Origin of the sequence: Scytonema millei VB511283 (assembly GCF_000817735.3) — a bacterium.
Lineage (GTDB): Bacteria > Cyanobacteriota > Cyanobacteriia > Cyanobacteriales > Chroococcidiopsidaceae > Chroococcidiopsis > Chroococcidiopsis millei_B.
The window spans coordinates 126696-149183 of record NZ_JTJC03000001.1; the positions used below are offsets into that span (position 1 = coordinate 126696).

Genomic DNA, 22488 nt, shown 5'->3' on the forward strand with positions numbered 1-22488 from the left:
TAGTTAATTTATGGTATAATTAACAGCCTTATACTTTTGCTGCGGATTCCTAAAAAACCCGACTTTGCTCTAGTCGAACTATAAGGTTCTATATATTAGCTAATTTATCTATTTATTTTATATAGGTAATAATTATACATATTACAGTCACTCTATATTCTTTTTTATTTTAACAAGACTTTTAAAAGCTGCTGAATCGCTCTCTCACATTCTTCTTCCCTTTTTAGCTGTTGGCGATCGCGGCAACTGAGTGAGAGTCAGATATGCACCAAGCTAACTATTACTTTAGGAATACATTGATAATTACAACTGCGTCTTTTCTAAGTCGCGAGTCTAGTGTTAATGCTTATTATTTCTTAATAGTAGATTTACAGTTCTTATTTTACATATGACTTGAGAAAAACAACATTCACGAACGAGCGCAGCCATAACTTAGATAATAATACTTATAGAATAATCTCTATAAATTCGTTAAACACTATTCCTTCAGAAAGCTTTCTATGAAAGAAATATCTGATATTAGAATGAAGAAATGAAAGTAATAGCGTGAAAGACAATAGAGGGTTTCAAAAATACTTTTAATAATTGCAAATAGTTTCAATCGGCGATCGCCGATTGCTGATACCTGGGAAGGGCGGGTTTTGACTGAAGATGTATTGTTCAGGCTGCCAATCTATTCGCCAAACCCGCCCCTACGGTGGTCACTGGTCACTGGTCACTGATAACTGCTCCCGACTCCCTGCTCCCTGCTCCCTATAATAAAGTTTATACCAGTCAACAAAGCGTTGAATCCCTTCTGATAAAGGCGTAGTAGGTTTGAATCCAACATCGTGAATTAAATCGTCTACATCGGCGTAAGTGCATGGGACATCACCGGGTTGCATCGGTAACATCTGCGTGCGAGCTGTTTTTCCTAAAGCAGTCTCAATTGTCTGAATAAACTCATTCAGTTCTACCGGACTGTTATTACCAATGTTGTAGATTTTATATGGAGCTTGGTTTTCAGGTATTTCACTACTACCGTTTGGTTGAGAATACATTTGAGGTGGACGCTGCATAACTCGCACTACGCCTTCTACGACATCATCAATATAGGTGAAGTCGCGTTTCATCTTGCCATAGTTGTAAACTTCAATTGGTTTGCCTGCTTCAATCGCCTGGACAAATTTAAAATAAGCCATATCCGGTCTTCCCCAAGGACCGTAAACGGTAAAAAAACGCAATCCAGTAGTAGGTAAATTGTAGAGATGGCTGTAGACGTGGGCGATCAGTTCGTTGGCTTTTTTGGTAGCAGCGTAGAGAGACACGGGGCGATCGACGCGATCGCTAACTGAGAAAGGTATTTTGGTATTGGCACCGTAAACCGAACTGGAAGACGCAAAGACTAAGTGTTTGACCTGACTGTGACGACAGCCTTCTAGCAGGTTAACAAAGCCGGAAAGATTGCTGTCAGAGTAGGCAAAGGGGTTTTGGAGAGAATAACGAACCCCTGCTTGGGCTGCTAAATTGACGACGTAATCGAATCTATTATATTGAAACAATTCTAAAAGGCGATCGCGTTCTGCTAAGTCCAATTTTTGAAATGCAAACCCCGGATGTGGCTGAAGTTGCGCTAAGCGGTCGTGCTTGAGTTTGACATCGTAGTAGTTGTTGAGGTTGTCTATGCCATAGACTCCTATCCCCTCTTGAAGCAACCGTTGGGCTAAATGATAACCGATAAATCCGGCAACTCCAGTCACTAATACGTGCATGTTTTAATATCCTTCGCTAGCATTGTGGACGAGATTTCAGGTTGCTAATGGTACTAAGTATTCTTACTATGAGTTACAAGTTAAACCTAAATACAAATGTTAGTTGAATTATTTTGTTTAGGATTGGGGTAAGAATATTTCTCCTCATAGAGGAGCGATCGCCACTCACAGCTCGGTTTTGACATAGCTTCTTTCGTAGACGCATGAATTTCTGACAAGTGCCTGCTTTGACCGTAGTGAGTCTTGTTAGCTTTCTCCTAAGAGATTCTGGAATATTCCTTCTTGTTTATAGGTTTGTCAAGCCCCTTATGGAGGGATTTTAGCGTTCTGAGGTGGTAAGCTGACAAAAAAGTCCTGTTTAGCAGTTATTATGTAAACCAATAGCGAATATTAAGAAGTATTAAGCTTTTTCTCGGACTATTATAAATTTCGATCGATGCAAGGAAAACAGAGCGAGAGTAGAGCCTCTCCCCAGGTTAAATCAATTTTCTCGCCTGCCAGAGGGTTCTTTTGGGCAGCACGTACCCGTATTCTCTTGTGGTATCTGCTGACAATTGGCTTCATCTTTGTCGTCTCCATTCCTGCATTTCGTCAGGTGCTTTACGAGCGCGTCAACCAGCGTGTCAATCGGGAACTGACGGAGAAGATGGAAATATTTACTCAATTAATTGATGCAGAAACCGAAGCAAGCGATCGCGAAGACGAAGAAGTAACGGCTGCTGTTAATTTGCTCAAACAAGCAGACATACGCTTGACGAAACCTCCAGCCACAGAAGATGAGTTGGAAGAATTTTTCGATGCTTTTCTCGGTCGTCAACTATCAGAAGACGATACCTTTTTGATCGCGATCGTGGATGGAAAATTTCGTAAATCTAGTCCGAGAGCTAGACCCAAAGTACTTGCTGCTGATTCTGAATTAATTCAGTACTGGGGAAAACTGACTCAACCAGAGCAAGGTGAAAAGGAGTTTCCTACAGAACCAAATATTGACAGCGTTCTTTACACAGCCAAACCTGTTTGGATTGACGGCGAAATTGTAGGTGTATTTGTAGTTGCTCATACTACCGCTGGCGAACGAGCTGAAGTTGTAGAAGCCGTATTAGCGATCGTTCAAGTCAGTGCTGTGGTGCTAATTCTGGCTTTGCTAATAGCTTGGGTTGCTTCTCGGGGGGTTTTGGCTCCTCTGCGCCTCATACTCCAAACAACTCGTAAGATTAGCGAGTCCGATCTCAACCAACGCATTTTCGTGGAGGGAAAGGGCGAACTGGCGGAGCTGGCAACTACCTTTAATGAAATGATGGATAGATTGCAAGCCGCTTTTACTAGCCAGCAAGAGTTTATCAACGATGCGGGACACGAACTGCGAACGCCGATCGCGATCGTGCGCGGACATTTAGAATTAATGGGCGACAACCCCGAAGAAATACGGGAAACTCTAGCGCTAGTGTTAGATGAGCTGGATCGCATGAGCCGATTTGTCAATGACATGATTTTACTAGCAAAAGCGGAACGCCCAGACTTTTTACGCTGGGAAACTGTCGAGCTTCAATCTTTTACAGAGGAATTATTTGCCAAAGCACAAGCACTAGCTCAGCGTAACTGGCAATTCGACACTACAGCTCAAGGTCAGACGATCGCCGATCGTCAGCGTTTGACTCAGGCAGTGATGAACTTGATCCAAAACGCTATCCAGCACACAAAAGAGAATGACACGATCGGCGTTGGCTCGGCAATTAGTAAAAGTAGAATTAGTTTTTGGGTACGTGACACGGGAGAAGGGATCGCACTTGTAGATCAAAAAAGGATATTTGAACGCTTTGCTCGTGCTGCTAATAGTCGCCGCCGATCTGAAGGTGCTGGATTGGGATTATCGATCGTCCAAGCAATTGTAGAAGCTCACGGCGGACGAGTCTTACTCAAAAGCGATATTGGTGCTGGTGCTAGATTTACGATTGTTATACCCTTGATGCGATCGCCACAGAAAAAAAGTCATGCCGAGCGAGTTGGATGACGATTAAACCAAAGCAGAAGGGCGATCGGCGAGTTCAGAGATGAAAAATTTCTCATTCATGTTTCATCATCATCTCATCTTGAGCTGCCAAAGTAATCGATAAGAGAATAATAACTGAGAGTTCGCTAAATTGTCCGATCGCCGTTCCCAGGAAATAGTATTAAGAAAACAAAAGACAGAAAATTGAAATATTTATCTTTTATAGCGTTTATTTTGAGTCTGTTATTATCTGTATAGCTATTTCTATCATCCTACAATCATGAGGAGTGTTAAGTTGTAGCATTAGGGCGATCGCTAGCTAAGATTTGCGAGGATTTCCATGCAAGATTAGCGAAATCGTTCTCCTCAGCATTTATTTTGTTCATTTACCACTTTTTAGTAGGTATATCACAAGGTTATGAGCCAAATTTTGATTGTGGAAGACGAAGCTCGTCTAGCTGCTTTTGTTGAGAAAGGACTTGGCAAAAGTGGTTTCAATACCCTTGTAGCGACTGATGGCGAACAGGCGATTGAATTAGCTCAAACTAGTCAACCCGATCTATTACTACTCGACCTTGGTTTACCAATTAAAGATGGATGGCAGGTCATGCGAGAACTGCGTAGCAAAGGAGAAGTGCTACCAATTGTCATTATGACTGCTCGCGACGATAATCAATGTAAAGCGGCGGCTTTGCAAGCTGGGGCAAATGATTACATTACTAAGCCTTTCCTCTTCAAAGACTTATTAGGATGTATTCAAGCACAATTGGAAATCGCTTGCAAACCAACGATACTCAAATAAAGTTTTTAGCATTTGCAGAGGTGTACAGAAACATACGTAGGATGCGTTAGCCTTTGGCGTAACGCATCCTACGTATGTTTTCTTAATAGCTTTGTAGAGATGAGTCGCCTCTCTAAGTTTACGTATGCGAACGAGCGAACGAGAGTAAAACAGAGAATGATGGCGAAAATGAGAGATGTTTCATGAGAAGTTTCTCATGAAACATTCATTATCAACTCATCACTGACTGCAAAGATATATGTAGATGGAAAATAAATCGTCAGTGACGAACTGCGATCGCCAGCCAACTTTTCACAACCGACCACACAAAAAGGATATCAGTCATGCGACTGCTGGTTTATTCCCACGACGCATTTGGACTTGGCAATATTCGCAGAATGTTAGCAATTTGCGAACACCTCTTAAGCGAAATTCCCGATCTTTCAATTTTATTACTTTCTGGTTCGCCCATGCTTCAGGGCTTTCGATTACCAAAAGGACTTGATTATATTAAGCTACCTTGTTTAAATCGTGGTGAAACTGGTGAAATTGCTGTCAAATATTTAGGGATGGATGTGGAAGAGACGGTGAAGCTGCGATCGGAATTAATTTTGTCAGCAGCAATTATTTTTCAACCAGACATCTTTTTAGTAGATAAAAAACCCTATGGACTAAAGAATGAGTTACGAGGTACGCTCAATTATCTTAAAAAAACATTACCAGAGACTAAACTAGTACTGTTATTACGAGATATTCTTGACTGTCCAGAAAAAACAATCGCAGAGTGGCAAAAGAACGATTTTTATACAGCGATTGACAAGTTTTACCATCAAATACAAATAGTTGGAACGCCAGAAGTTTTTGATACGGTGCGAGAATACAGATTTCCATCTACTATTGCTGAAAAAGTACGCTACTGCGGCTATCTGCACCGTCAACCAGGACAAAAGAGTCGAACCAGCATTCGACGAGAATTACAAGTTTCGCAGCGAGAACGCTTAATTCTAGTAACCCCTGGAGGTGGAGAAGATGGCTATGAGTTAGTAGATACTTATTTGTCAGCCTTAGCAATATTACCAGCCAAGTATCGCATTAAAAGTTTGATAATTTGCGGTCCTGAAATGCCTGAAACGCAAAAGCAACTCGTCGAACGAGCAGCAGAAAACAACTCTCAAGTTCGAGTTGGAGAATTTACAGATGATTTAATGAGCTACATGAATGCCGCAGATGTTGTTGTATCTATGGCTGGATACAATACTGTTTGTGAAATTTTATCAGCAAAAAAACCATCTGTCATTATTCCGCGTAGTAAGCCGTCTCAAGAACAGTTAATTAGAGCCGAAAAAATGGCGAATTTAGGGTTAATTAAGACGCTCATACCTAGTCAAGAAAATTGCAGTTCTACAACTTTAATGAATCTACTTCTCAGTCAGTTAAAAGGACGACAAAAGCCAGACTTTAACTTAGACATGAATGGTTTAGTTCGAGTACAGAATTATTTACTTCAGCTCATGTCTCAAAAAGTTTGCAAACAACAACTGAACCAAATTTATCAAAAATATACTTCTTTACCCGCTTTAGCGCTCGATCGCTCAGCAGTTTAGATAGCCTTAATTTTAAGAATTATAAGTGAGCTAGTCATGAAAAAAATTATGTTTTACTGTCAATATTTGAGTGGTATGGGACATTTAGTTCGCAGCTCAGAAATTGTGCAAAACTTAGCAAAATATTTTCAAGTTTATTTTATTGTTGGTGGTCCTCAAATTCAAGGTTTTGAACTACCAACACAAGTAGAAGTTATTCGACTACCTGCAATATGGCTAGAAGAGGGAAAATTTACAGTTGGGGATAGTCCATTTACCGTTGAGGAAGTGAAAGAAGCTAGGAAAAAGATCTTAATTACAGAATGCGATCGCATCAAACCTGACTGTTTAATTACAGAATTTTTTCCTTTTGGTAGACACAAGCTACTCTTCGAGCTAATTCCCTTAGTCGAATATCTAAAAGCGACAAGTCCTAAAACCAAAATTGTTTCTAGCTTGCGTGACGTTATCGGAAAAGAAAGCGCTCCTGAAGAAGAGAAAACAATTTGCGATCTCATGAATCGGTATTTCGATTTGCTCCTGTTTCATGCCGATTCTCGCTTTCAAACTTTTTCGGATAGTTTTGCTAGACATAAAGAAATTAAAGCTGAAATTGTCCATACAGGATTTGTAACACAACTACCAAAAATCACCTTTACACCTTTTGATGAATTGTGGAATGAAGCTGGTTTAGATACTGTCAAAATTGTAGCAAGTATAGGTGGTGGCAGAATCGGTCATGAAGTACTAGAAACACTGATTAGATCGAGTGCGATATTGAGCCAAAGCTTACCTCATGTAATCAAGATATTTACTGGCTCGTTTATGCCAGCAGAAAAGGTGGCACACCTCAGAAAATTGGCTAGCGATCGCGACAATATTCAAATTGAAACTTATACCCCAAAACTACTTGAATACATGCAGACGGCAGATATTTCTATTAGTTTGGGCGGTTACAATACCACAATGAATATTCTGAGTACGGGAGTCCGTGCCATTGTAATTCCTATTGGTCACGAACAGGTGGATAAAGAACAGTTACACAGAACGCAAAAGTTAGAAAATTTAGGGCTGATCGATAGCATTCATCCTCAAGACTTGTCGCCCCTAAATTTATCTGAAAAAATTGTCAATTGCTTATATAAAAACACATTAAATAATTCAGAAATGTTCGATCTTCAAGGAGCTGAAAACACGGCTAATTTCTTAAAAAGCTTTCTCAATTCTCAGACTGCGGTTTTAAGCCTTGTTTGACTATCTTTGACTAATTTAACCTACCGATCGCTTTCTTCACACGCACCACGTACCACACACCATTAATTAAAGGAGAACTACTAAATGGGTCAGCGCCCCAAAGAAAAAGATTTAAGAGGAGTAATACCAGGTCTTGTAAGAATTCTGAGAAAGTTTTCTCCCTATATCCGCAAGCAAAGACTGACAATTATTGGCGCTTTTTTCGCTTTGTTAATAGAAACAGGTTTACGATTACTAGAACCTTGGCCTCTAAAGTATGTTTTTGATAATATTCTAATTCCCGCTCACAATAACTCTCCTAATATCCCTAATATCTTTGGACTTAATTCAGTTATGCTGCTGACTTTATCAGCCCTAGCAATAGTTGGCATTACTGGACTGGGTAGCATGGCAGCATATTTGAGTACTTATGGTATGTCTTTGGCTGTTGTAGAGGTATTATCTGAGGTACGCGGTCAAGTGTTCGATCGCTTGCAGCGTCTCTCTCTTTCCTTTCACCAACAACATAAAAGCGGCGACTTAATTACTCGCGTCACGGCTGATATTGAAAAGATGCGGTTGGTGACGATCAAAACTGCTCTACCTTTATTGACCAACATTATTTCTCTACTAGGAATGTTGGCAATTATGTATTGGCTGAACTGGGAATTAGCATTAGTTGCAACAGCAATATTTCCACTCCTAACTCTACTTACGAGTAAAACAATCGGTCGCATTCGTAGTTTTGCCAAACAACATCGCGATTCTGAAGGTGTTTTAGCAGCGACAACGGGTGAAACTATTGGCGCGATTAAAGTCGTACAAGTCCTTTCTTTGCAGGAGATGCTACATAGCATTTTCGCAGCGCAAAACCAAAAAAGTTTAGATGAGGCGATCGAATCTTTAAAACTTTCAGCAGCATTAGAAAGAACGGTACAAGTCCTGATGGCAGTCATTATCGCCGCAGTTTTGTGGCGCGGCTCCCATGTAGTTCTACACAAGGGACTTACTCCTGGCGAATTATTAGTATTTATGACTTATTTAAAAAATGCTTTTGAACCGATGCGAAAACTTTCCACTCAAGTCGGGCAGATTGCTAAAGCGACGGCTTCTGGTGAAAGGGTGGTGGAGTTATTGGACTACGAACCCAACGTGCGTGACTTACCAGGGGCAAAAAAAGCACATCCTTTCTTTGGGGCAATCCGGTTTGAAAATGTCTCTTTTGGCTACAGTACAGGTAAGGAAATCTTAAAAAATGTTAGCTTTGCCGTTCAGCCAGGGCAACAAGTAGCGGTGGTGGGTCCTTCTGGAAGCGGTAAATCGACTCTTTTGAGTTTAATTCTCCGCCTGTATGACCCTGATTCCGGTCGAATTTTAATTGACAGTCAAGATTTACGCGAATACACCCTAGATTCCCTGCGGCAGCAAATTAGCGTAGTTTTGCAAGATAGCGTTTTGTTTGCAGTTAGCGTACAAGAAAATATTGCTTACGGGAAACTAGGATCTTCTCGCAAAGAAGTAGAGCAAGCCGCCCGTCTTGCTAATGCTCATGAATTCATCATGCAACTGCCTCAAGGCTACGATACAGTTTTGGGCGAACGGGGTGGAACGCTATCGGGCGGACAAAGACAAAGAATTGCGATCGCCCGGGCGGCGATCCGTCAAGCACCGATTGTGATTCTGGACGAACCGACTACGGGATTAGACAGTGCTAGCGAACAAATTGTCAACGCAGCCTTAGAAAAACTTACTGAGGAGCGGACGACATTTACAATCTCCCACAATCTCAGAGCAGTGCAACACGCAGATATCATCCTCTATGTTGAGGGAGGCAGCATTTTAGAACAGGGGACGCATAGCGAACTGATGCGTCTGGGCGGACATTATGCCACCTTGTACCAGATGCAAAGCATTATTGATAGCGAGCAAACAGGAGATACTTATGCGATCGAAGCATGAGGAAAATCGAGCAACCCGCGTTATTTTAGTACGCCACGGGCAGAGTACTTACAATGCCCTCGGTCTCTACCAAGGTAGCAGCGATGAGTCAGTATTAACTGAAGTAGGGCGTAGCGACGCGCGTTTAACTGGCGATTTTCTCAAAGGAGTAGTATTTGATGCTATCTACTCCAGTTCTTTAAAACGGGTGCAGGAAACTGCCAAAGAGATTGTGAGAGTCATCTCCCCCCATATCCAAATAAGGGTGACAGACAAGTTACGCGAAACCGATCTCCCGGCATGGCAAGGATTGTCATTTCAATACGTGCGCGAAAACTTCGCCCAGGAATATCGCCTTTGGAAGCAACACCCCCATTTATTCGAGATGGAGTTACGTGCTGTCGGTGAGACAGTAGGCAGACAAAGGGAGAAGAGAGCTGGGGAAGTTGGGGAAGCAACTCAAAATTCAAAATTCAAAATTCAAAATTCAAAATTCATTCCGAATTCTCCCCACTACACCCCACACCCCACACCCTACACCCCGTCAACCGTCAACTGTCAACCGTCTTCACGCAGTGTAGCGTCAACCGTCAACCGTCAACTGTCAACCATCAACTGTCAACCCCAAAAATTCTTTCCCGCTCTCGATTTATATCAAAGGGTGCGAGAGTTTTGGCAAGAAATATTACCGCGCCACAGGGGACAAACCGTTTTACTCGTGACTCATGGCGGAACCAACCGCGCCTTGATAAGCACGGCTTTGGGAATTAAACCCGATCGCTATCATTGCATTCAGCAGTCTAACTGCGGCATCAGCGTTCTAAATTTTCCTGACGGTTTTCTGGAGTCAGGGCAATTGGAAGCAATGAATTTAAATACTCATGTAGGAGAACACTTACCCAAGCCTCAAGAAGGGGGTAAAGGTTTACGGCTGTTGCTCGTACCTTCTGGGACAAATGCAGTACAAACTCAAAGCATAGCTAAGTTTCTTAAACAAGTGCGAATCGACTTTAGCCTCAATAGCATACTTGACTCCTACCACATTACGGTGCAACAAATTCTGCAACACCATCCAGAAACGGTACAGTTTGAGGTATTGCGAGAAGATATTCCTGAAGCTTGGCAAACAGTCATTAGTAAAAGAAGTAAGACTAGTTCCGAGCAATTGACGACTGGTTTAGTTATGGCAAGTGAAGATGCGATCGCTCGTTTAATCGGTCATATTTTCGGTACAAATTCAAATAGTTCTGAACGAATATTAGTTAAAAAAGGAACGATAAGTTGTTTGCAATATCCAGGCGATCGCCATCCACTAATTTTACAGGCAATGAATATTTTAACTAATCAAAATGACTTGATTCATAAATCAGATTTAGGGTGGTCAATGTCCAACACAATAACTTTTTAATCGAGGAATAAACAACTCACAAACAACTAATGATCGACGACCAATAACTAATGGAAAAAACCATGAAAATCGCATTTATTGTCTGGCGCTTTCCAGTTTTATCAGAAGCCTTTATTCTGAATCAAATTACTGGTTTGATCGATCGCGGTCATGATGTCCGCATCCATCCAGTTAATGGATTGCCTAAAAACTATACGGGTAAGATACACCCCGTGGTTGAAGAATATCAGTTAATGAAACGTACTTATTTTCCGCCAACAGTACCAGAAAAGTTTTTTCCTCGTCTGATTAAAGGATTAGGTTTATTTCTGAAAAATTTGAATCGAGGTTCTTGGAAAACATTACAATTTTTTCAACCTGGTAAATATGATGCAGAAGTTGCGACTTTAAAATCTTTTTATAGAACTATAGCGCTACTTCAAAATGGTTCGTATGACATCATTCATTGTCAATTCGGTACGCTAGCGCCAATTGCTCTGGCTTATCGCGATGCTAACATTCTTCAAGGTAAGCTAATCACTACATTTCGCGGTATTGATATTAGTAAATACGTTCAAGAAAATGGTATTACTGTCTACGACCAACTTTTTAGGGAAGGTGAGTTTTTCTTAGCAAATTGCGAATTTTTCCGCGATCGCGCGATAAGTTTAGGCTGCGATCCAACAAGAATTGTCGTTCATGGTTCAGGGTTGGATTGTAGTAAATTTACTTTTAAGCCACGTCATTTTCCCACTAACGGAAAAATCAAAATTGTCACAACAGGACGCTTAGTAGAAAAGAAAGGAATAGAATACGGTATTCGTGCCATTGCTAAGTTAGTCAAGACCTACTCAAATCTTGAATACAATATTATTGGTGACGGTGACTTAAAAGCCTACTTCGAGCAATTGATTACCGAATTAAATGTCGGTCATGTTGTTAAATTACTCGGTTGGAAGCAGCAAAAAGAAATTATCGAAATTCTCAATGATTGTCATATTTTTATGGCTCCTAGCGTCACGGCATCCGATGGCAATCAAGATGCACCAGTTAATACTTTAAAAGAAGCAATGGCAATGGGATTACCTGTTATTAGTACTAGACATGGTGGCATTCCAGAATTAGTTCAAAATGGCATATCTGGATTCTTAGTTCCAGAGCGCGATGCTGATGCGATCGCTACAAAACTCGAATTTCTAATCGAACATCCTGAAGTTTGGCAAAGCATGGGAAAAGCTGGTCGAGAGCAAGTAGAAGCGAAATACGATATGAACAAATTGAACGATGAGTTAGTAGCAATCTACGAGCAAATGTTAAATGAAAAATTAAATCGAAAAACTTCAATCCAGAACCTTCAAAAACTAATGCATGTTTAGAGCGAGATTTTTACAAAATAAAACTTTTACTCAATATGAAAATTGCATTTTTTGTTGCTCGATTTCCCGTTCTATCAGAGCCATTTATTCTGAATCAAATTGTTGGTGCGATTGAGCGCGGTCATGAAGTTGATATTTATTCCCTAGATGGCGCTCCCAAAGATCTATCTAAAGTGCATCCTTTAGTCGAACAATATCAACTATTAGAACGAACTTTTTACGCACCCAATCGACCGGATAACGAGCTATGGCGTTGGCTGAAAGGTTTAAGTTTACTTGCAGTTAATTTCTACAAAAATCCTGCGGTCTGTTTGCAATTATTGAATACTTCTCGATACTTGAGTCAAGCAAAATCGCTGAAACTACTTTATCGAGCTATGCCATTCTTAAATAAGAAAACGTACGACATTATTCACTGTCAATTTAGCACTTTGGGAGTGTTTGGCGTGTGGTTTCGTCAACTTGGATTAATTGAAGGAAAATTAATCTCTACTTTTCGAGGCGCAGATATTAGTAAATTCTTACCCAAGTGGGGCGATCGCATTTATCAAGAAGTCTTTCAAGAAACAGATTTTTTCTTAGCAAACTGTGAGTTTTTTAAAAACAAAGCAGTTGCCTTAGGATGCGATTCAAACAAGATCCACGTCCACGGTTCGGGAATTGATTGTAGTAAGTTTGCTTACAAACCTCGATTTTGTCCTGCTGATGGCAAAGTGAAAATTGCGACGACTGGACGTTTGGTAGAAAAGAAAGGAATTGAGTATGCGATCGCCGCAGTTGCCAAAGTTGCTCAAACTCACCCAAATGTTGAATACTACATTATTGGCGATGGAGAGTTAAAAACAGATTTAGAGCAATTAATTGCTGGGTTGAATGCCGATCGGTTTATCAAATTATTAGGCTGGAAACAACAAAAAGAAATTGTTGAAGTTCTCGATACTTGTCATATTTTTATGGCTCCTAGCGTCACTGGAGCTGATGGTAATCAAGATGCACCAGTCAATACTTTAAAAGAAGCAATGGCGATGGGATTACCTGTTATTAGTACTTTCCACGGTGGCATTCCCGAACTAGTAGAAGATGGCGTATCTGGGTTTTTAGTTCCAGAACGAGATGTTGAGGCGATCGCGCAAAAATTAAACTACCTAATCAAACATCCAGAACTTTGGCAACAAATCGGTTTATCTGGTCGAGCGCAAGTAGAAGCAAAATATGATATGGACAAGTTAAACGATGAATTAATTGAAATTTATCAACAGGTATTAGATTCAAAATCACCTCAAAAAACCGTAAAGAAACGTAGTTTGGTAATCACGACAAATCGTTAGAATGGAGGAATAGATTGTAATGAAACCTATAGTGACAATCGTTGTTGTACCTCGCGAGCGTTTTAGCTGTACTCAAGCATCTCTAGAAAGCATTTACGCACACACTGATTTTCCCTTCAAGTTAATTTATGTTGATGGCAATTCTCCAGCAAAAGTACGACGATATTTAGAAACTCAAGCCCAAGAGAAGCAATTTGAAATTATTCGGACGAATTACTATCTTTCTCCCAACCACGCACGCAACATCGGTTTGAGTCGGGTCGATACTAAATATTTAGTCTTTGTTGATAACGATGTCATAGTTTCTCCAGGCTGGTTAACCGCTTTAGTTAATTGTGCTGAAGAAACAGGAGCAACTGTGGTTGGTCCTTTAATGTGTGAAAAGCAACCTATCCACCAAAGAGTTCACTTTGCTGGTGGAGAAAGTCGTGTTGTCACTGATGTGAAAGGTAGACGACATCTACGCGAAAAAATGTACAAACAAGGACATAACGCGGTAGAATTGCGTCCTCAATTGAAACGAACTCAAACTGAATTAGCAGAATTTCATTGCACTTTAGTCCGCCGAGAAATCTTCGATCGCATTGGCTATCTTGATGAAGCTATGCTCAACACCAAAGAACACCTTGACTTTTGCATGACTGTAGCGCAAGTGGGAGGTACGGTCTATTTTGAGCCAGAGAGTTTAGTCACCTACGTACCGGGTCCACCTCTAGAATGGACGGATCTGCATTTTTATATGCTGCGTTGGAGTGACGCTTGGACTTTAGGCAGCTTACAACGCCTGCGCGAAAAGTGGAATTTATCGGAAGACGGTTATTTCCAAACCAAGTATAAAAAATTGGGGGTCAGACGCATTGCCACAATTATTAAACCCTTCGTGCGTCAGGTAAGTTTTGGGTTTGAGAATAAGCCGTTGAAGAGAACCATGAAAAAACTCGACCGAAAATTCAACCGCTATCTGAGCGATCGCTATGCCAAAATGCTGCCACAACGTAAACTGGAACTACCACCAATTCAGAAAGCAACTGTACCACCAGAGTTGGCTAAAGCGTGAATAAAATTGGTAATGGGTAGTTGATAGTTGGTAGTTGACGGTTGACAGTTGACGCGCTCCGCTACATGCCGTGAAGACGGTTAATGCTCCTCTGTTCTCTTCCCCCGACTCCCGACTCCCGACTCCCGACTCCCGACTCCCGACTCCCGAATCTTCACACCTGAATCTTCACACCTGAAAAATAACTGAAAGATTATTGGCTGGCATGGCATAAGTTTTAATTAAGGAAAGATTTTCGCTGCGTGCAACTGCGACAACATCATCTAGGTCGCGCACGCCCCATTCTGGATTTTGTGCTTGTAAACTTTCATCAAAAGCAGCATTGCTAGGTGCAGTATGCTGACCCGCCTGTTTGAAGGGTCCGTACAAGTACAAAATACCCCCTGGTGGCAAAATTCGCCTTGCTCCTGCCATCAATCCCAGACAAGCCGACCAAGGGGCAATATGAATCATGTTAATGTTGGCGATCGCGACAATTGGATCGCGCTGGAAATCTATACCATGTAAAGATTCTGGCAATTTGTCCCCTTCTACCACCCAAACCGGATCGCTAGCATCTAACGCCAGTGGTGGACATAAATTATTTGTCGGACAAGATTCTCGCCAAGCTGCAATACTCTCTCGTGCTAATGGATTTGGATCGGATGGAATCCAGTTGCGCGGGTGAAGGTGAGGGGCAAAATAAACTGCATGTTCTCCCGTACCACTGGAAACCTCTAACACCGTCCCTGTAGAAGGCAAAACTTGCAGCAGCACTTCTAGAATCGGCTTGCGGTTGCGTTGAGTAGCAGGAGCGTACTGTCGTCGGCTACTTGAATTGTTCATGCAGGTTATGGGGGCAACAGCTAGTGTAGTTCAGGAGTTACGAACTTGTAACCAGAGATCTCGATCCCCCCTAGCCCCCCTTAAAAAGGAGGGGAAAAATGCCCCCTTTTTAAGGGGGTTGGGGGATCTCATCTGCATAACTCCTCATAGCTAATTTTAATTATTTCAACATGAAATCTGTGCCAACAGTGCCGTACCATAAGCTGCCTCTGCGTGCGCTGACTGCGCCACAGGCACGCCTAAATGTCTAGCTCGAATTTGACTCCAAACAGCATTTTTCGCTCCGCCTCCAGCCGTGTAGACGCATCTCAAGGGAGTTGCTCCGAGCTGCTGCAATAATTGATATCCCCGTGCTTCGATCCGTGCCATACTCTCCAATAATCCGTGTAGAAACTCAACCGGATTTTCTGGACGGGGTTCTAGTCGCGGTGGCAAATGAGGATCGTTAATCGGAAAGCGATCGCCTGCTTTGAGTAAAGGATAGTAATCTAGAAGACTTTCGCGATCGGGATCGATCTGACCGCTCAGCGTTTCTAACTCTGCATCTGTAAAAAAGTGCCGTAACACAGCTCCACCAGTATTGGAAGCCCCACCAGTCAACCACAAATCGCCGAGTCGATGGCTGTAAATTCCAGATTGGGCATCTTCCACCCGCGTCTGACTGAGTAATTTGAGTACCAAAGTCGAACCCAACGATGTCACTGCTTCTCCAGGGGAGTTGGCTCCACTAGCTAGAAACGCAGCAATACTATCTGTCGTCCCAGCACGTACCACACAGCCTTGCGGCAACCCAAACCGCGATCGCACCTCTGCCGTCACCTCTCCTACAGGCGTGCCAGGAGCGAGTATCTGGGGCAAATTTGGCAGTGCAGGCAATTTCAACAACAATTTCAACAACCAGTCAGGATAACATAACTGTTCCACGTCATATCCCAACTTTAGAGCGTTATGATAGTCACTCACTCCTAGCTGTCCGTGTAATAGAAAACTGAGCCAGTCGGCTTGGTGTAGGAAATATATTTCCTCTTGTGAGGGAGTCGGGAGTCGGGAGTCGGGAGAGTGGCTAGTGGCTAGTGGCTGGTGGTTAGTGGCGCGTGGTTTTTCTTCCTCAGCCTCCTCAGCTCCCTCAGCTTTCTTCTGCCACCACAACAACTTTGCCAAACTGGACGTAGCGCCGATCGCAACGTGATGGGGAGGAGCGATCGCGCGTAACTCTTCCATGACGGCAATGCCGCGATCGTCGTTATAAAGTAGTGGTGCAACGATTGGATTGCCTGTCGCGTCACACAGTAGGACAGTGGAAGAAGTCCCATCAATCGCGATCGCCTCTATTTTCTGCCGTAGTTCTAATGGCAGTTGCTCTAGTAAGCAAAACAATCCCGTCTGCCATTGAGCGGGTGCAGTTGCTAATTCTGCCCCTGTAAAAATATGCTTGGCTTCTGCCAGAGTCTCGCCTGTGGCATCGATTGCCACGGCTCTAGCGCCAGAAGTCCCAAAATCGATTCCCAGAGAAATCATCAGTTGTTAGGGAGTAGGGGAAGAGAGCTGAGGGAGCTGAGGGGGCTGAGGGAGCTGAGGGAGAAAAACCACGCGCCACCAGCCACTCACTACACCCCACACCCCACGCCCTATTTACTAAGAGTTGTAACAAGCTATTCCCCTGATGAGGGAATTCATTTGAAATTATGAAACTATCTGGTAAGAATACTTTGTGACTAGGAGGCTTTTTAATGAATATATCAGATACTCAAGTTTACGTTGCTCTAGTAGTAGCGTTACTACCTGGTCTACTAGCTTTTCGGCTAGCTACCGAACTGTATAAGTAGAAATTTAGGTACATTTGTTAACTATGACATTGTGAGGCAAAGGCTACTGGTTTGTTTGTTGCCTGAACAAACACTCATAGTTAAACTGCTTCCAAGTTGAGTTTTGAGTCAGGGGATTGCTCCTCGACTCAAAACCCAATCTCAAATCATTTAAATCAGTTTGAATCGAGCTTCGATTGCACAACATCTACCAACTAGCAAAACCCCGTTTCGCGATCGCCAGTTGCTCTACAACGATCGGCTGCTGACCTCCGAGAGTCCTCCCTGTTGATTTACCGTATATTCACTAGTCTTAATTGTGCGATGGTAAACAGTTTTGGTTTCGTTTGCGTAAAACTACGGTTGGGAGCTAGAGCAGAGTGAGAGTAAGGTTTTGGGGATTCTTTGCATCAGAGTAAACTTTGTATCAGAGTAAACAAAAAGCCCAATCCACAAACTGTATAAGACTAGTTGTTTAATCGCCCCTTTTGAGCAATTATGAACGCCATTCAACCGTCTAGACCACCTCTACAGCCGCAAAAGACTCGCCGCCAGGATCGCCGTAGAAAGACCGTACAGCGCCAGCAGCGTCATCCCAATCGCACGTTAGTTTTAGAAAACACTGCAAAACTATTTGCTAACTGTGCTATTTCTGCCATAACGCTGTATAGTTTGGTGCAGTTAGCACCTTATCTTTGGTCGCAGCAGCAAAAATCGAAAGCAATTAATACCGAAGTCAAGCAGATAGAACAGCGCGTCGGTCATTTGCGTCAAGACCTCAACCGCTACTTCGATCCCCGTCAAAGCTATTCTTTGATGAAAGAGCAAAATAATTTAATCGAGCCAGGACAGCGCCAAGTCTACTTTCTCGACAAATCTAGATAACAATTAGCGATCGGCAATTAGCCGCCAGCATCATCGCTAATTGTCAATCGTTAATAATTGGTTTAACCAAGTTTCCACCTGAGCGTGTAAACGGAGAGCGGAATCGGTATTGGAGCTGTTGTGCTGTGGTAAAAGCTCTAAAGCACGGCGATAATCAGATATGCAGCAGTTCCAATCACCCCATAAATGATAAGTCCGACCGCGTTCGGCATAAATACGTCCTTCTAGCTGTCCTAGTAACAGTGCCAAGTCGAAACTTTCAATTGCCTCTTCGTAGCGTTCCAAATCGCGTAGAGTGATGCCTCGATTGAGTAACGCCCGCACGTAGCTGGGATTTAGATCTAAGGCGCGATCGTAGTCAGCCAAGGCAGCGAGGAAATTTCCACAGGCGGCGTGGTAGTTAGCCCGATTGTTATAAGCTTTTGCTAAATTCGGATTCAGTTCTAGCGCGCGATCGTAGTCAGCGATCGCCTCTTGGAATTGACCAGCCTGAAAGTATACTAATCCCCGATTGTTGTAGTCGATCGCATTTCCAGGGCAACGATAAAGCAGTTGGCTTAACAGGGCGATCGCCTCGGCATATTTTCCCTGCTGTGACTTCTCCGCAGCACATGCACGTAAGTATGTATCGGACAAGGCTAGTTCTGGTTGCCGTTTACCGTTTTTGGAGGCTATTGGCGACTGATTAGCCGCCATCCCACTACTATTACGTTGATGACGGCATTTCCGATTCTTTTTTTCTGCTTCTAACGATTGGCTTCTCATGATGGTTGCTGGGCTGTTGAGCCACAAGCTCTATAAAATAAACTTATAATTATCTAGACTCTATCTGGTGTATCTTTGTGGCACTTACTTAGGTGTCTTCGCCTAGATTTTGTTATGTCAGGAATTAGTAGCGCCCAAGTCGATGCTCACACTCTATGATTCTCACTTCATACTGGATCATTCATCTTTCCGCAGATAAATTCCAGAAGATTTAGGAATTAGATATCAGTTATCAGTGAAAAAAGGGGTGTGGGGTGTGGGGTGTAGGGTGTGGGGTGTAGGGAAGTTTTGAATTTTGAATTTTGAATTTTGAGTTGCTCCCTCAGCTCCCTCAGCTTCCTCAGCTCCCTCAGCTCTCTTTTCCCTGCTCCGTGCTCCCTACTCCCTTTTCTTCAATACGTTCGACAAGTTGATAAAATGCAAGCACGGTGACTGCTGTGTTTGAATTTTTGAGAGAATTTTGTTATGACTACTGCTACTGTGTATGCCAACGCGCCCGAGCTATCCCCAGAAGACTACGTTGCGATCGGGTTAGCTACTTGCTTTGTGAAGGAAGATGGAGAAGTGCGCGAACTGGAAATTATCGAGCCAATCCCTTCTGCTGCTTTAGAAGCGATCGCTAAAGGTATTCCCACATCTTACAAACTGGTAAGCGCTACAACCCTGGGAACGGTTTTAGCTGGGGATAAATTACAGATACCTGCTGATTTTCCCACTTCAGCCCAATTTAGCGACGACTTCGGACAACGGGCGATCGCTGCTGCTCGTACTTTCAAGAGCCGTACTGTTGCCCAGTCTCTCATTCCTCTCGGCACAACTCGCGAAGATTTTAATTATTCCACAGAACGCAAGCGCGTGCTAAACACGAAACGAGTTGTTAGTAAAGACGATAACGTGAAGCAGCACGCCTACACCCATCAAGTTCTGTGATTGTCGAGTTTTGTAACAGTATTTTAATCTTTCCAACATGCTCAAGCTTTATGGTGGTGCTTTTAGCCGTGCCGCGATCGTTCAATGGTATCTGGAAGAACTAGAAGTTTCCTACGAATTTGTGATGCTGGATATGAAAGCAGGAGAGCATCTCCAGCCAGAATATCTTGCTATCAATCCCTTTGGTAAAGTTCCAGCAATTGTAGACGGAGATGTTCGACTGTGGGAATCTGGTGCAATTCTGGCGTATCTTGCCGACAAATATGAAAAAGCTGAGCTGTCTATAGAAGAACGCGCTCAGCTGAGCCAATGGATTTTATTTGCTAATGCCACACTAGGACCAGGAATTTTTGTTGAAGCAAACCGCGATCGTGAAATGCCGCGTCTGATGACTACCCTAGATCGAATTCTGGAGCAGCAATCTTATTTGCTCGGTCAACAGTTTAGTGTAGCTGATGTCGCAGTCGGCTCTATCTTAAGTTACATTCCCATCATGCTAAAGCTAGATCTGAGTGAATACCCAGCAGTTGTTAGCTATGCCAAAAGACTCGCCGAACGTCCGGCATTTCAAAAGTCAATGGGTTCTCGCCGTGGCGGGTGAAGAAAAGTAGCCTGCAAAGTTTATTTCATCAAAATTTGTTGGCACAAAAAATAGCAGGGTAGGCAATGCCTACCCTGCTTCCACGTATTAAGAGTTAGCCCTGCGTTTAGCCCTAGCTTATCTAAAGCCAACAGCCGCTTGCCAAACAAAAGCTAGCAGCAAGAAAAATAGAGGAATCAAGGGCAGAACGTCAACTAGAGGATCTAGGATGGAATATGCTTCCGGTAGTTTTGCTAACAATAATGCGGCTTCCATACTTAAATTTTCCTTCTCAACACAGCTTTCAGAATTGACATGCATCTTAACATGAATCAGTTGTCAGGGAACAGGGAGCAGGGAGCGCCCGAGCAGTGACCACTCATTTCTGACTTCTTCCTTGTCCTTATTTTCTATTTCCCGAGCGAAATTCCCGACAAGACTGGTAGCAATTGTCAGGATCGTAGATATGACACTGAGACGTAATTTCCTGCATTAGAGACCAAGAAAAGTTAGATTCTGGGTGTAAATAATCACCCCAGTTTTGCTGTAAGCTGCGATAAGCTTGCCACAGTTTGTAGGAAGGAATTGCAGTCGAAATGTGGTGGGGAATATGGACGCTAATGTCGTGGCAGAGAAATTCTACCCATTGGGGATAATTGCAATGGATAGTACCTGACAACTGCGATCGCGCCGCATTCCATTCATGGGGATGATAGAAAGGAATATCTACTGCTGTATGGTGTACCAGAGTAAAAGTACTCATCCAAAAATGATAGACCAACCAAGGGATAAACCAAAATTTGATGACTCCCCAGAAACCAGTGGTAGCAAAAAGTAGCGGAAATGCGATCGCGGCAAAAACAATGACTAACATTGCCGAAAATCTGACCTGTTCGCGCTGTTTTCCTTCAAATCGAGTCCAATTAAAGTGTAATGCTCCCCAATGCAAGGTAGAAGCCATCCACCAGAATTCACCCCGCATCAGTCGATAGCCCCATTGTCCAAGGGAACCTAAACTAGCATAAAACTCTGGTTGAAAGGGTTGCCATGCGTTGTCTTCACCTATCTTATTAGTGTGTAAGTGGTGGTGATTGTGTAAGATGCGCCAGCTATGGAAAGGGTAAATTAACGGTAATAGAAGCGTATGACCTACTAAATCATTAACCCAACGACGTTTAGCAAACGAACGATGTCCGCAATCGTGGGCAATCACAAAAAAACCGGTCAACGCTGTACCGGTAAAAATCCAAACAAAGGGTAACAAATACCAAGGCGCGATCGCTAAACCTACATAACCCACCACAACCATAAAAATATTAATGAATACCTGCGACCATGCTTGCAGGCGATCCCGTTGAAAGCACTCCTTAGGTATGGTTTTGAGGATATCTTTGAGACGTATTTCAGTATTGAAGGAACCATAAGTTGGTTGTTGAGGCTGTGGAATCAGTGTAGTCATGAACACCTGTAAGAAACGATACCAATTGCTAACACACCACGAAGTTGATAGCGTGCTGATAGTTTTGCGATCGAACTGCTTCGGAATTATATCAACCTTAAGTATCCTAGAAAAAGGGGCATTTATATAGATGAAGTCGCGCATTCGCGCATTCGCAAGTCAGAAATGAGTGGTGCGCGGTCATTTGTCATTAGTTGACGGTTGACGGTTGACGGTTGACAGTTGACGGTTGACAGGGTGTGAGAAGAATTCGGAACTAATCAATCGCTGATAACTGATAACTGATAACTAGTCACTGAATTTGCTTTCCCATTATGACCAAATCGCGCTCTACACCGTCAAGATTGGCGACCTGGGGTAAATAACCCCAACGCTGAAAGCCAAATGCATCAAATAGTTCTATGCTGGGCTGGTTATGGGCAAAAATGAAGCCTAATAGAGTCTTTAACTCCAAGCTGGGGCTTTGCTCGATCGCGTAAGATAGCAATTGTCGTCCCACGCCACAGCGACGATAGCTAGGAGCAACATATATACTCACCTCGGCAGTTGCTTTATAAGCTGGTCGTCCATAAAAAGATTGAAAACTCAGCCAGCCAGCTATAGCTGCATCTATTTCTAATACCCAAATCGGACGCTCTGTCGGAGAATGGGCAAAAAACCAACCCGTGCGGCTTTCTACAGATACGGGTTCTAGATCGGCTGTTGCTAATCGGTCGGGAATTGCAGCATTATAAATTGCGACAATTTCTGACAAATCGGCAACCACTGCATCGCGAATCGTTCTCATCACCTCTTCACCCCTCATCTACTTGGGC

At 42.9% G+C, this 22488-nt stretch carries 20 protein-coding genes; 13 read left to right on the forward strand and 7 right to left on the reverse strand.

The genetic code is table 11. The features are described 5' to 3' along the window. Positions 1-701 precede the first annotated feature (701 nt). Positions 702-1751, reverse strand: coding sequence for an NAD-dependent epimerase (locus tag QH73_RS00540; RefSeq protein WP_039714814.1), 1050 nt, complete (start codon positions 1749-1751; stop codon positions 702-704). Between the two features lie 436 nt (positions 1752-2187). On the opposite strand from QH73_RS00540, the gene QH73_RS00545 reads away from it, so the two are divergent. From QH73_RS00545 to QH73_RS00585, 9 genes are all read left to right on the forward strand, one after another. Beyond that, entirely contained in the window at positions 2188-3762 is a 1575-nt protein-coding gene (locus QH73_RS00545) for a sensor histidine kinase (RefSeq protein WP_039714815.1), read from the forward strand. A 397-nt stretch (positions 3763-4159) separates the two neighbouring features. Continuing rightward, on the forward strand, positions 4160-4543 hold the full coding sequence (locus QH73_RS00550; protein WP_039714816.1) for a response regulator transcription factor: 384 nt from the start codon (positions 4160-4162) through the stop codon (positions 4541-4543). A 323-nt stretch (positions 4544-4866) separates the two neighbouring features. Further along, entirely contained in the window at positions 4867-6126 is a 1260-nt protein-coding gene (locus QH73_RS00555; RefSeq protein ID WP_039714817.1) for a glycosyltransferase family protein, read from the forward strand. A 36-nt stretch (positions 6127-6162) separates the two neighbouring features. Next, a complete protein-coding gene (locus QH73_RS00560; protein ID WP_039714818.1) occupies positions 6163-7359 on the forward strand; it encodes a glycosyltransferase family protein in 1197 nt (398 codons plus the stop codon). A gap of 84 nt (positions 7360-7443) precedes the next feature. Further along, a complete protein-coding gene (locus QH73_RS00565; RefSeq protein ID WP_039714819.1) occupies positions 7444-9297 on the forward strand; it encodes an ABC transporter ATP-binding protein in 1854 nt (617 codons plus the stop codon). Further along, positions 9281-10684, forward strand: coding sequence for a histidine phosphatase family protein (locus tag QH73_RS00570; RefSeq protein ID WP_052289944.1), 1404 nt, complete (start codon positions 9281-9283; stop codon positions 10682-10684). The genes QH73_RS00565 and QH73_RS00570 overlap by 17 nt, the downstream gene beginning before the upstream one ends. Positions 10685-10746: 62 nt before the next feature. Continuing rightward, positions 10747-12039 (forward strand): colanic acid biosynthesis glycosyltransferase WcaL, encoded by a 1293-nt coding sequence (locus QH73_RS00575; RefSeq protein WP_039717289.1) that lies wholly within the window; start codon positions 10747-10749, stop codon positions 12037-12039. A 35-nt stretch (positions 12040-12074) separates the two neighbouring features. Beyond that, positions 12075-13367: a glycosyltransferase gene (locus tag QH73_RS00580; RefSeq protein ID WP_039714820.1), complete on the forward strand. Its 1293-nt coding sequence runs from the start codon at positions 12075-12077 to the stop codon at positions 13365-13367. 19 nt (positions 13368-13386) lie between these two features. Continuing rightward, entirely contained in the window at positions 13387-14424 is a 1038-nt protein-coding gene (locus tag QH73_RS00585; protein ID WP_039714821.1) for a glycosyltransferase family 2 protein, read from the forward strand. Between the two features lie 168 nt (positions 14425-14592). On the opposite strand, the gene QH73_RS00590 is transcribed toward QH73_RS00585, so the two are convergent. Both QH73_RS00590 and QH73_RS00595 read right to left on the reverse strand, forming a co-directional pair. Further along, positions 14593-15249: a DUF938 domain-containing protein gene (locus QH73_RS00590; RefSeq protein WP_039714822.1), complete on the reverse strand. Its 657-nt coding sequence runs from the start codon at positions 15247-15249 to the stop codon at positions 14593-14595. 165 nt (positions 15250-15414) lie between these two features. Further along, positions 15415-16767 carry an FGGY-family carbohydrate kinase gene (locus QH73_RS00595; RefSeq protein WP_039714823.1) on the reverse strand — a complete coding sequence of 451 codons (1353 nt, stop codon included), beginning with the start codon at positions 16765-16767 and terminating at the stop codon, positions 15415-15417. A gap of 212 nt (positions 16768-16979) precedes the next feature. On the opposite strand from QH73_RS00595, the gene psaM reads away from it, so the two are divergent. Together psaM and QH73_RS00605 are read left to right on the forward strand one after the other, a co-directional pair. Further along, on the forward strand, positions 16980-17075 hold the full coding sequence (gene psaM, locus QH73_RS00600) for a photosystem I reaction center subunit XII (RefSeq protein WP_132866463.1): 96 nt from the start codon (positions 16980-16982) through the stop codon (positions 17073-17075). Positions 17076-17552: 477 nt separating this feature from the next. Further along, positions 17553-17939, forward strand: a complete 387-nt coding sequence (locus tag QH73_RS00605) for a slr1601 family putative cell division protein (RefSeq protein WP_039714824.1) — start codon at positions 17553-17555, stop codon at positions 17937-17939. A 36-nt stretch (positions 17940-17975) separates the two neighbouring features. On the opposite strand, the gene QH73_RS00610 is transcribed toward QH73_RS00605, so the two are convergent. After that, the gene (locus QH73_RS00610; RefSeq protein ID WP_052289945.1) at positions 17976-18635 is read right to left on the reverse strand and encodes a tetratricopeptide repeat protein; all 660 of its coding nucleotides are present in this window, start codon (positions 18633-18635) and stop codon (positions 17976-17978) included. Between the two features lie 534 nt (positions 18636-19169). Between QH73_RS00610 and QH73_RS00615 the strand changes: the two genes are divergently transcribed. Together QH73_RS00615 and QH73_RS00620 are read left to right on the forward strand one after the other, a co-directional pair. Next, positions 19170-19634, forward strand: a complete 465-nt coding sequence (locus QH73_RS00615; RefSeq protein WP_039714826.1) for a hypothetical protein — start codon at positions 19170-19172, stop codon at positions 19632-19634. 37 nt (positions 19635-19671) lie between these two features. Further along, complete coding sequence (locus tag QH73_RS00620) at positions 19672-20235, forward strand: glutathione S-transferase family protein (RefSeq protein ID WP_039714827.1); 564 nt, start codon at positions 19672-19674, stop codon at positions 20233-20235. A gap of 117 nt (positions 20236-20352) precedes the next feature. On the opposite strand, the gene QH73_RS00625 is transcribed toward QH73_RS00620, so the two are convergent. The 3 genes from QH73_RS00625 to QH73_RS00635 all read right to left on the reverse strand — a co-directional run bounded on the left by QH73_RS00625 (position 20353) and on the right by QH73_RS00635 (position 22478). Further along, positions 20353-20490 (reverse strand): photosystem II reaction center protein K, encoded by a 138-nt coding sequence (locus QH73_RS00625; RefSeq protein WP_039714828.1) that lies wholly within the window; start codon positions 20488-20490, stop codon positions 20353-20355. A gap of 127 nt (positions 20491-20617) precedes the next feature. Then, the gene (locus QH73_RS00630; RefSeq protein ID WP_039714829.1) at positions 20618-21673 is read right to left on the reverse strand and encodes a fatty acid desaturase; all 1056 of its coding nucleotides are present in this window, start codon (positions 21671-21673) and stop codon (positions 20618-20620) included. Positions 21674-21965: 292 nt separating this feature from the next. Further along, positions 21966-22478, reverse strand: a complete 513-nt coding sequence (locus QH73_RS00635; protein ID WP_039714830.1) for a GNAT family N-acetyltransferase — start codon at positions 22476-22478, stop codon at positions 21966-21968. Positions 22479-22488: the final 10 nt, after the last annotated feature.

Coding starts and splice junctions, on each gene's coding strand:
- QH73_RS00635 (WP_039714830.1), bottom strand. CDS start 22,478: ATGAGGGGTGAAGAGGTGATGAGAACGATTCGCGATGCAGTGGTTGCC.
- QH73_RS00610 (WP_052289945.1), bottom strand. CDS start 18,635: ATGGCGGCTAATCAGTCGCCAATAGCCTCCAAAAACGGTAAACGGCAA.
- QH73_RS00545 (WP_039714815.1), top strand. CDS start 2,188: ATGCAAGGAAAACAGAGCGAGAGTAGAGCCTCTCCCCAGGTTAAATCA.
- QH73_RS00540 (WP_039714814.1), bottom strand. CDS start 1,751: ATGCACGTATTAGTGACTGGAGTTGCCGGATTTATCGGTTATCATTTA.
- QH73_RS00560 (WP_039714818.1), top strand. CDS start 6,163: ATGAAAAAAATTATGTTTTACTGTCAATATTTGAGTGGTATGGGACAT.
- QH73_RS00565 (WP_039714819.1), top strand. CDS start 7,444: ATGGGTCAGCGCCCCAAAGAAAAAGATTTAAGAGGAGTAATACCAGGT.
- QH73_RS00605 (WP_039714824.1), top strand. CDS start 17,553: ATGAACGCCATTCAACCGTCTAGACCACCTCTACAGCCGCAAAAGACT.
- QH73_RS00630 (WP_039714829.1), bottom strand. CDS start 21,673: ATGACTACACTGATTCCACAGCCTCAACAACCAACTTATGGTTCCTTC.
- QH73_RS00590 (WP_039714822.1), bottom strand. CDS start 15,249: ATGAACAATTCAAGTAGCCGACGACAGTACGCTCCTGCTACTCAACGC.
- QH73_RS00555 (WP_039714817.1), top strand. CDS start 4,867: ATGCGACTGCTGGTTTATTCCCACGACGCATTTGGACTTGGCAATATT.
- QH73_RS00620 (WP_039714827.1), top strand. CDS start 19,672: ATGCTCAAGCTTTATGGTGGTGCTTTTAGCCGTGCCGCGATCGTTCAA.
- QH73_RS00625 (WP_039714828.1), bottom strand. CDS start 20,490: ATGGAAGCCGCATTATTGTTAGCAAAACTACCGGAAGCATATTCCATC.
- QH73_RS00575 (WP_039717289.1), top strand. CDS start 10,747: ATGAAAATCGCATTTATTGTCTGGCGCTTTCCAGTTTTATCAGAAGCC.
- QH73_RS00580 (WP_039714820.1), top strand. CDS start 12,075: ATGAAAATTGCATTTTTTGTTGCTCGATTTCCCGTTCTATCAGAGCCA.
- QH73_RS00615 (WP_039714826.1), top strand. CDS start 19,170: ATGACTACTGCTACTGTGTATGCCAACGCGCCCGAGCTATCCCCAGAA.
- psaM (WP_132866463.1), top strand. CDS start 16,980: ATGAATATATCAGATACTCAAGTTTACGTTGCTCTAGTAGTAGCGTTA.
- QH73_RS00570 (WP_052289944.1), top strand. CDS start 9,281: ATGCGATCGAAGCATGAGGAAAATCGAGCAACCCGCGTTATTTTAGTA.
- QH73_RS00550 (WP_039714816.1), top strand. CDS start 4,160: ATGAGCCAAATTTTGATTGTGGAAGACGAAGCTCGTCTAGCTGCTTTT.
- QH73_RS00585 (WP_039714821.1), top strand. CDS start 13,387: ATGAAACCTATAGTGACAATCGTTGTTGTACCTCGCGAGCGTTTTAGC.
- QH73_RS00595 (WP_039714823.1), bottom strand. CDS start 16,767: ATGATTTCTCTGGGAATCGATTTTGGGACTTCTGGCGCTAGAGCCGTG.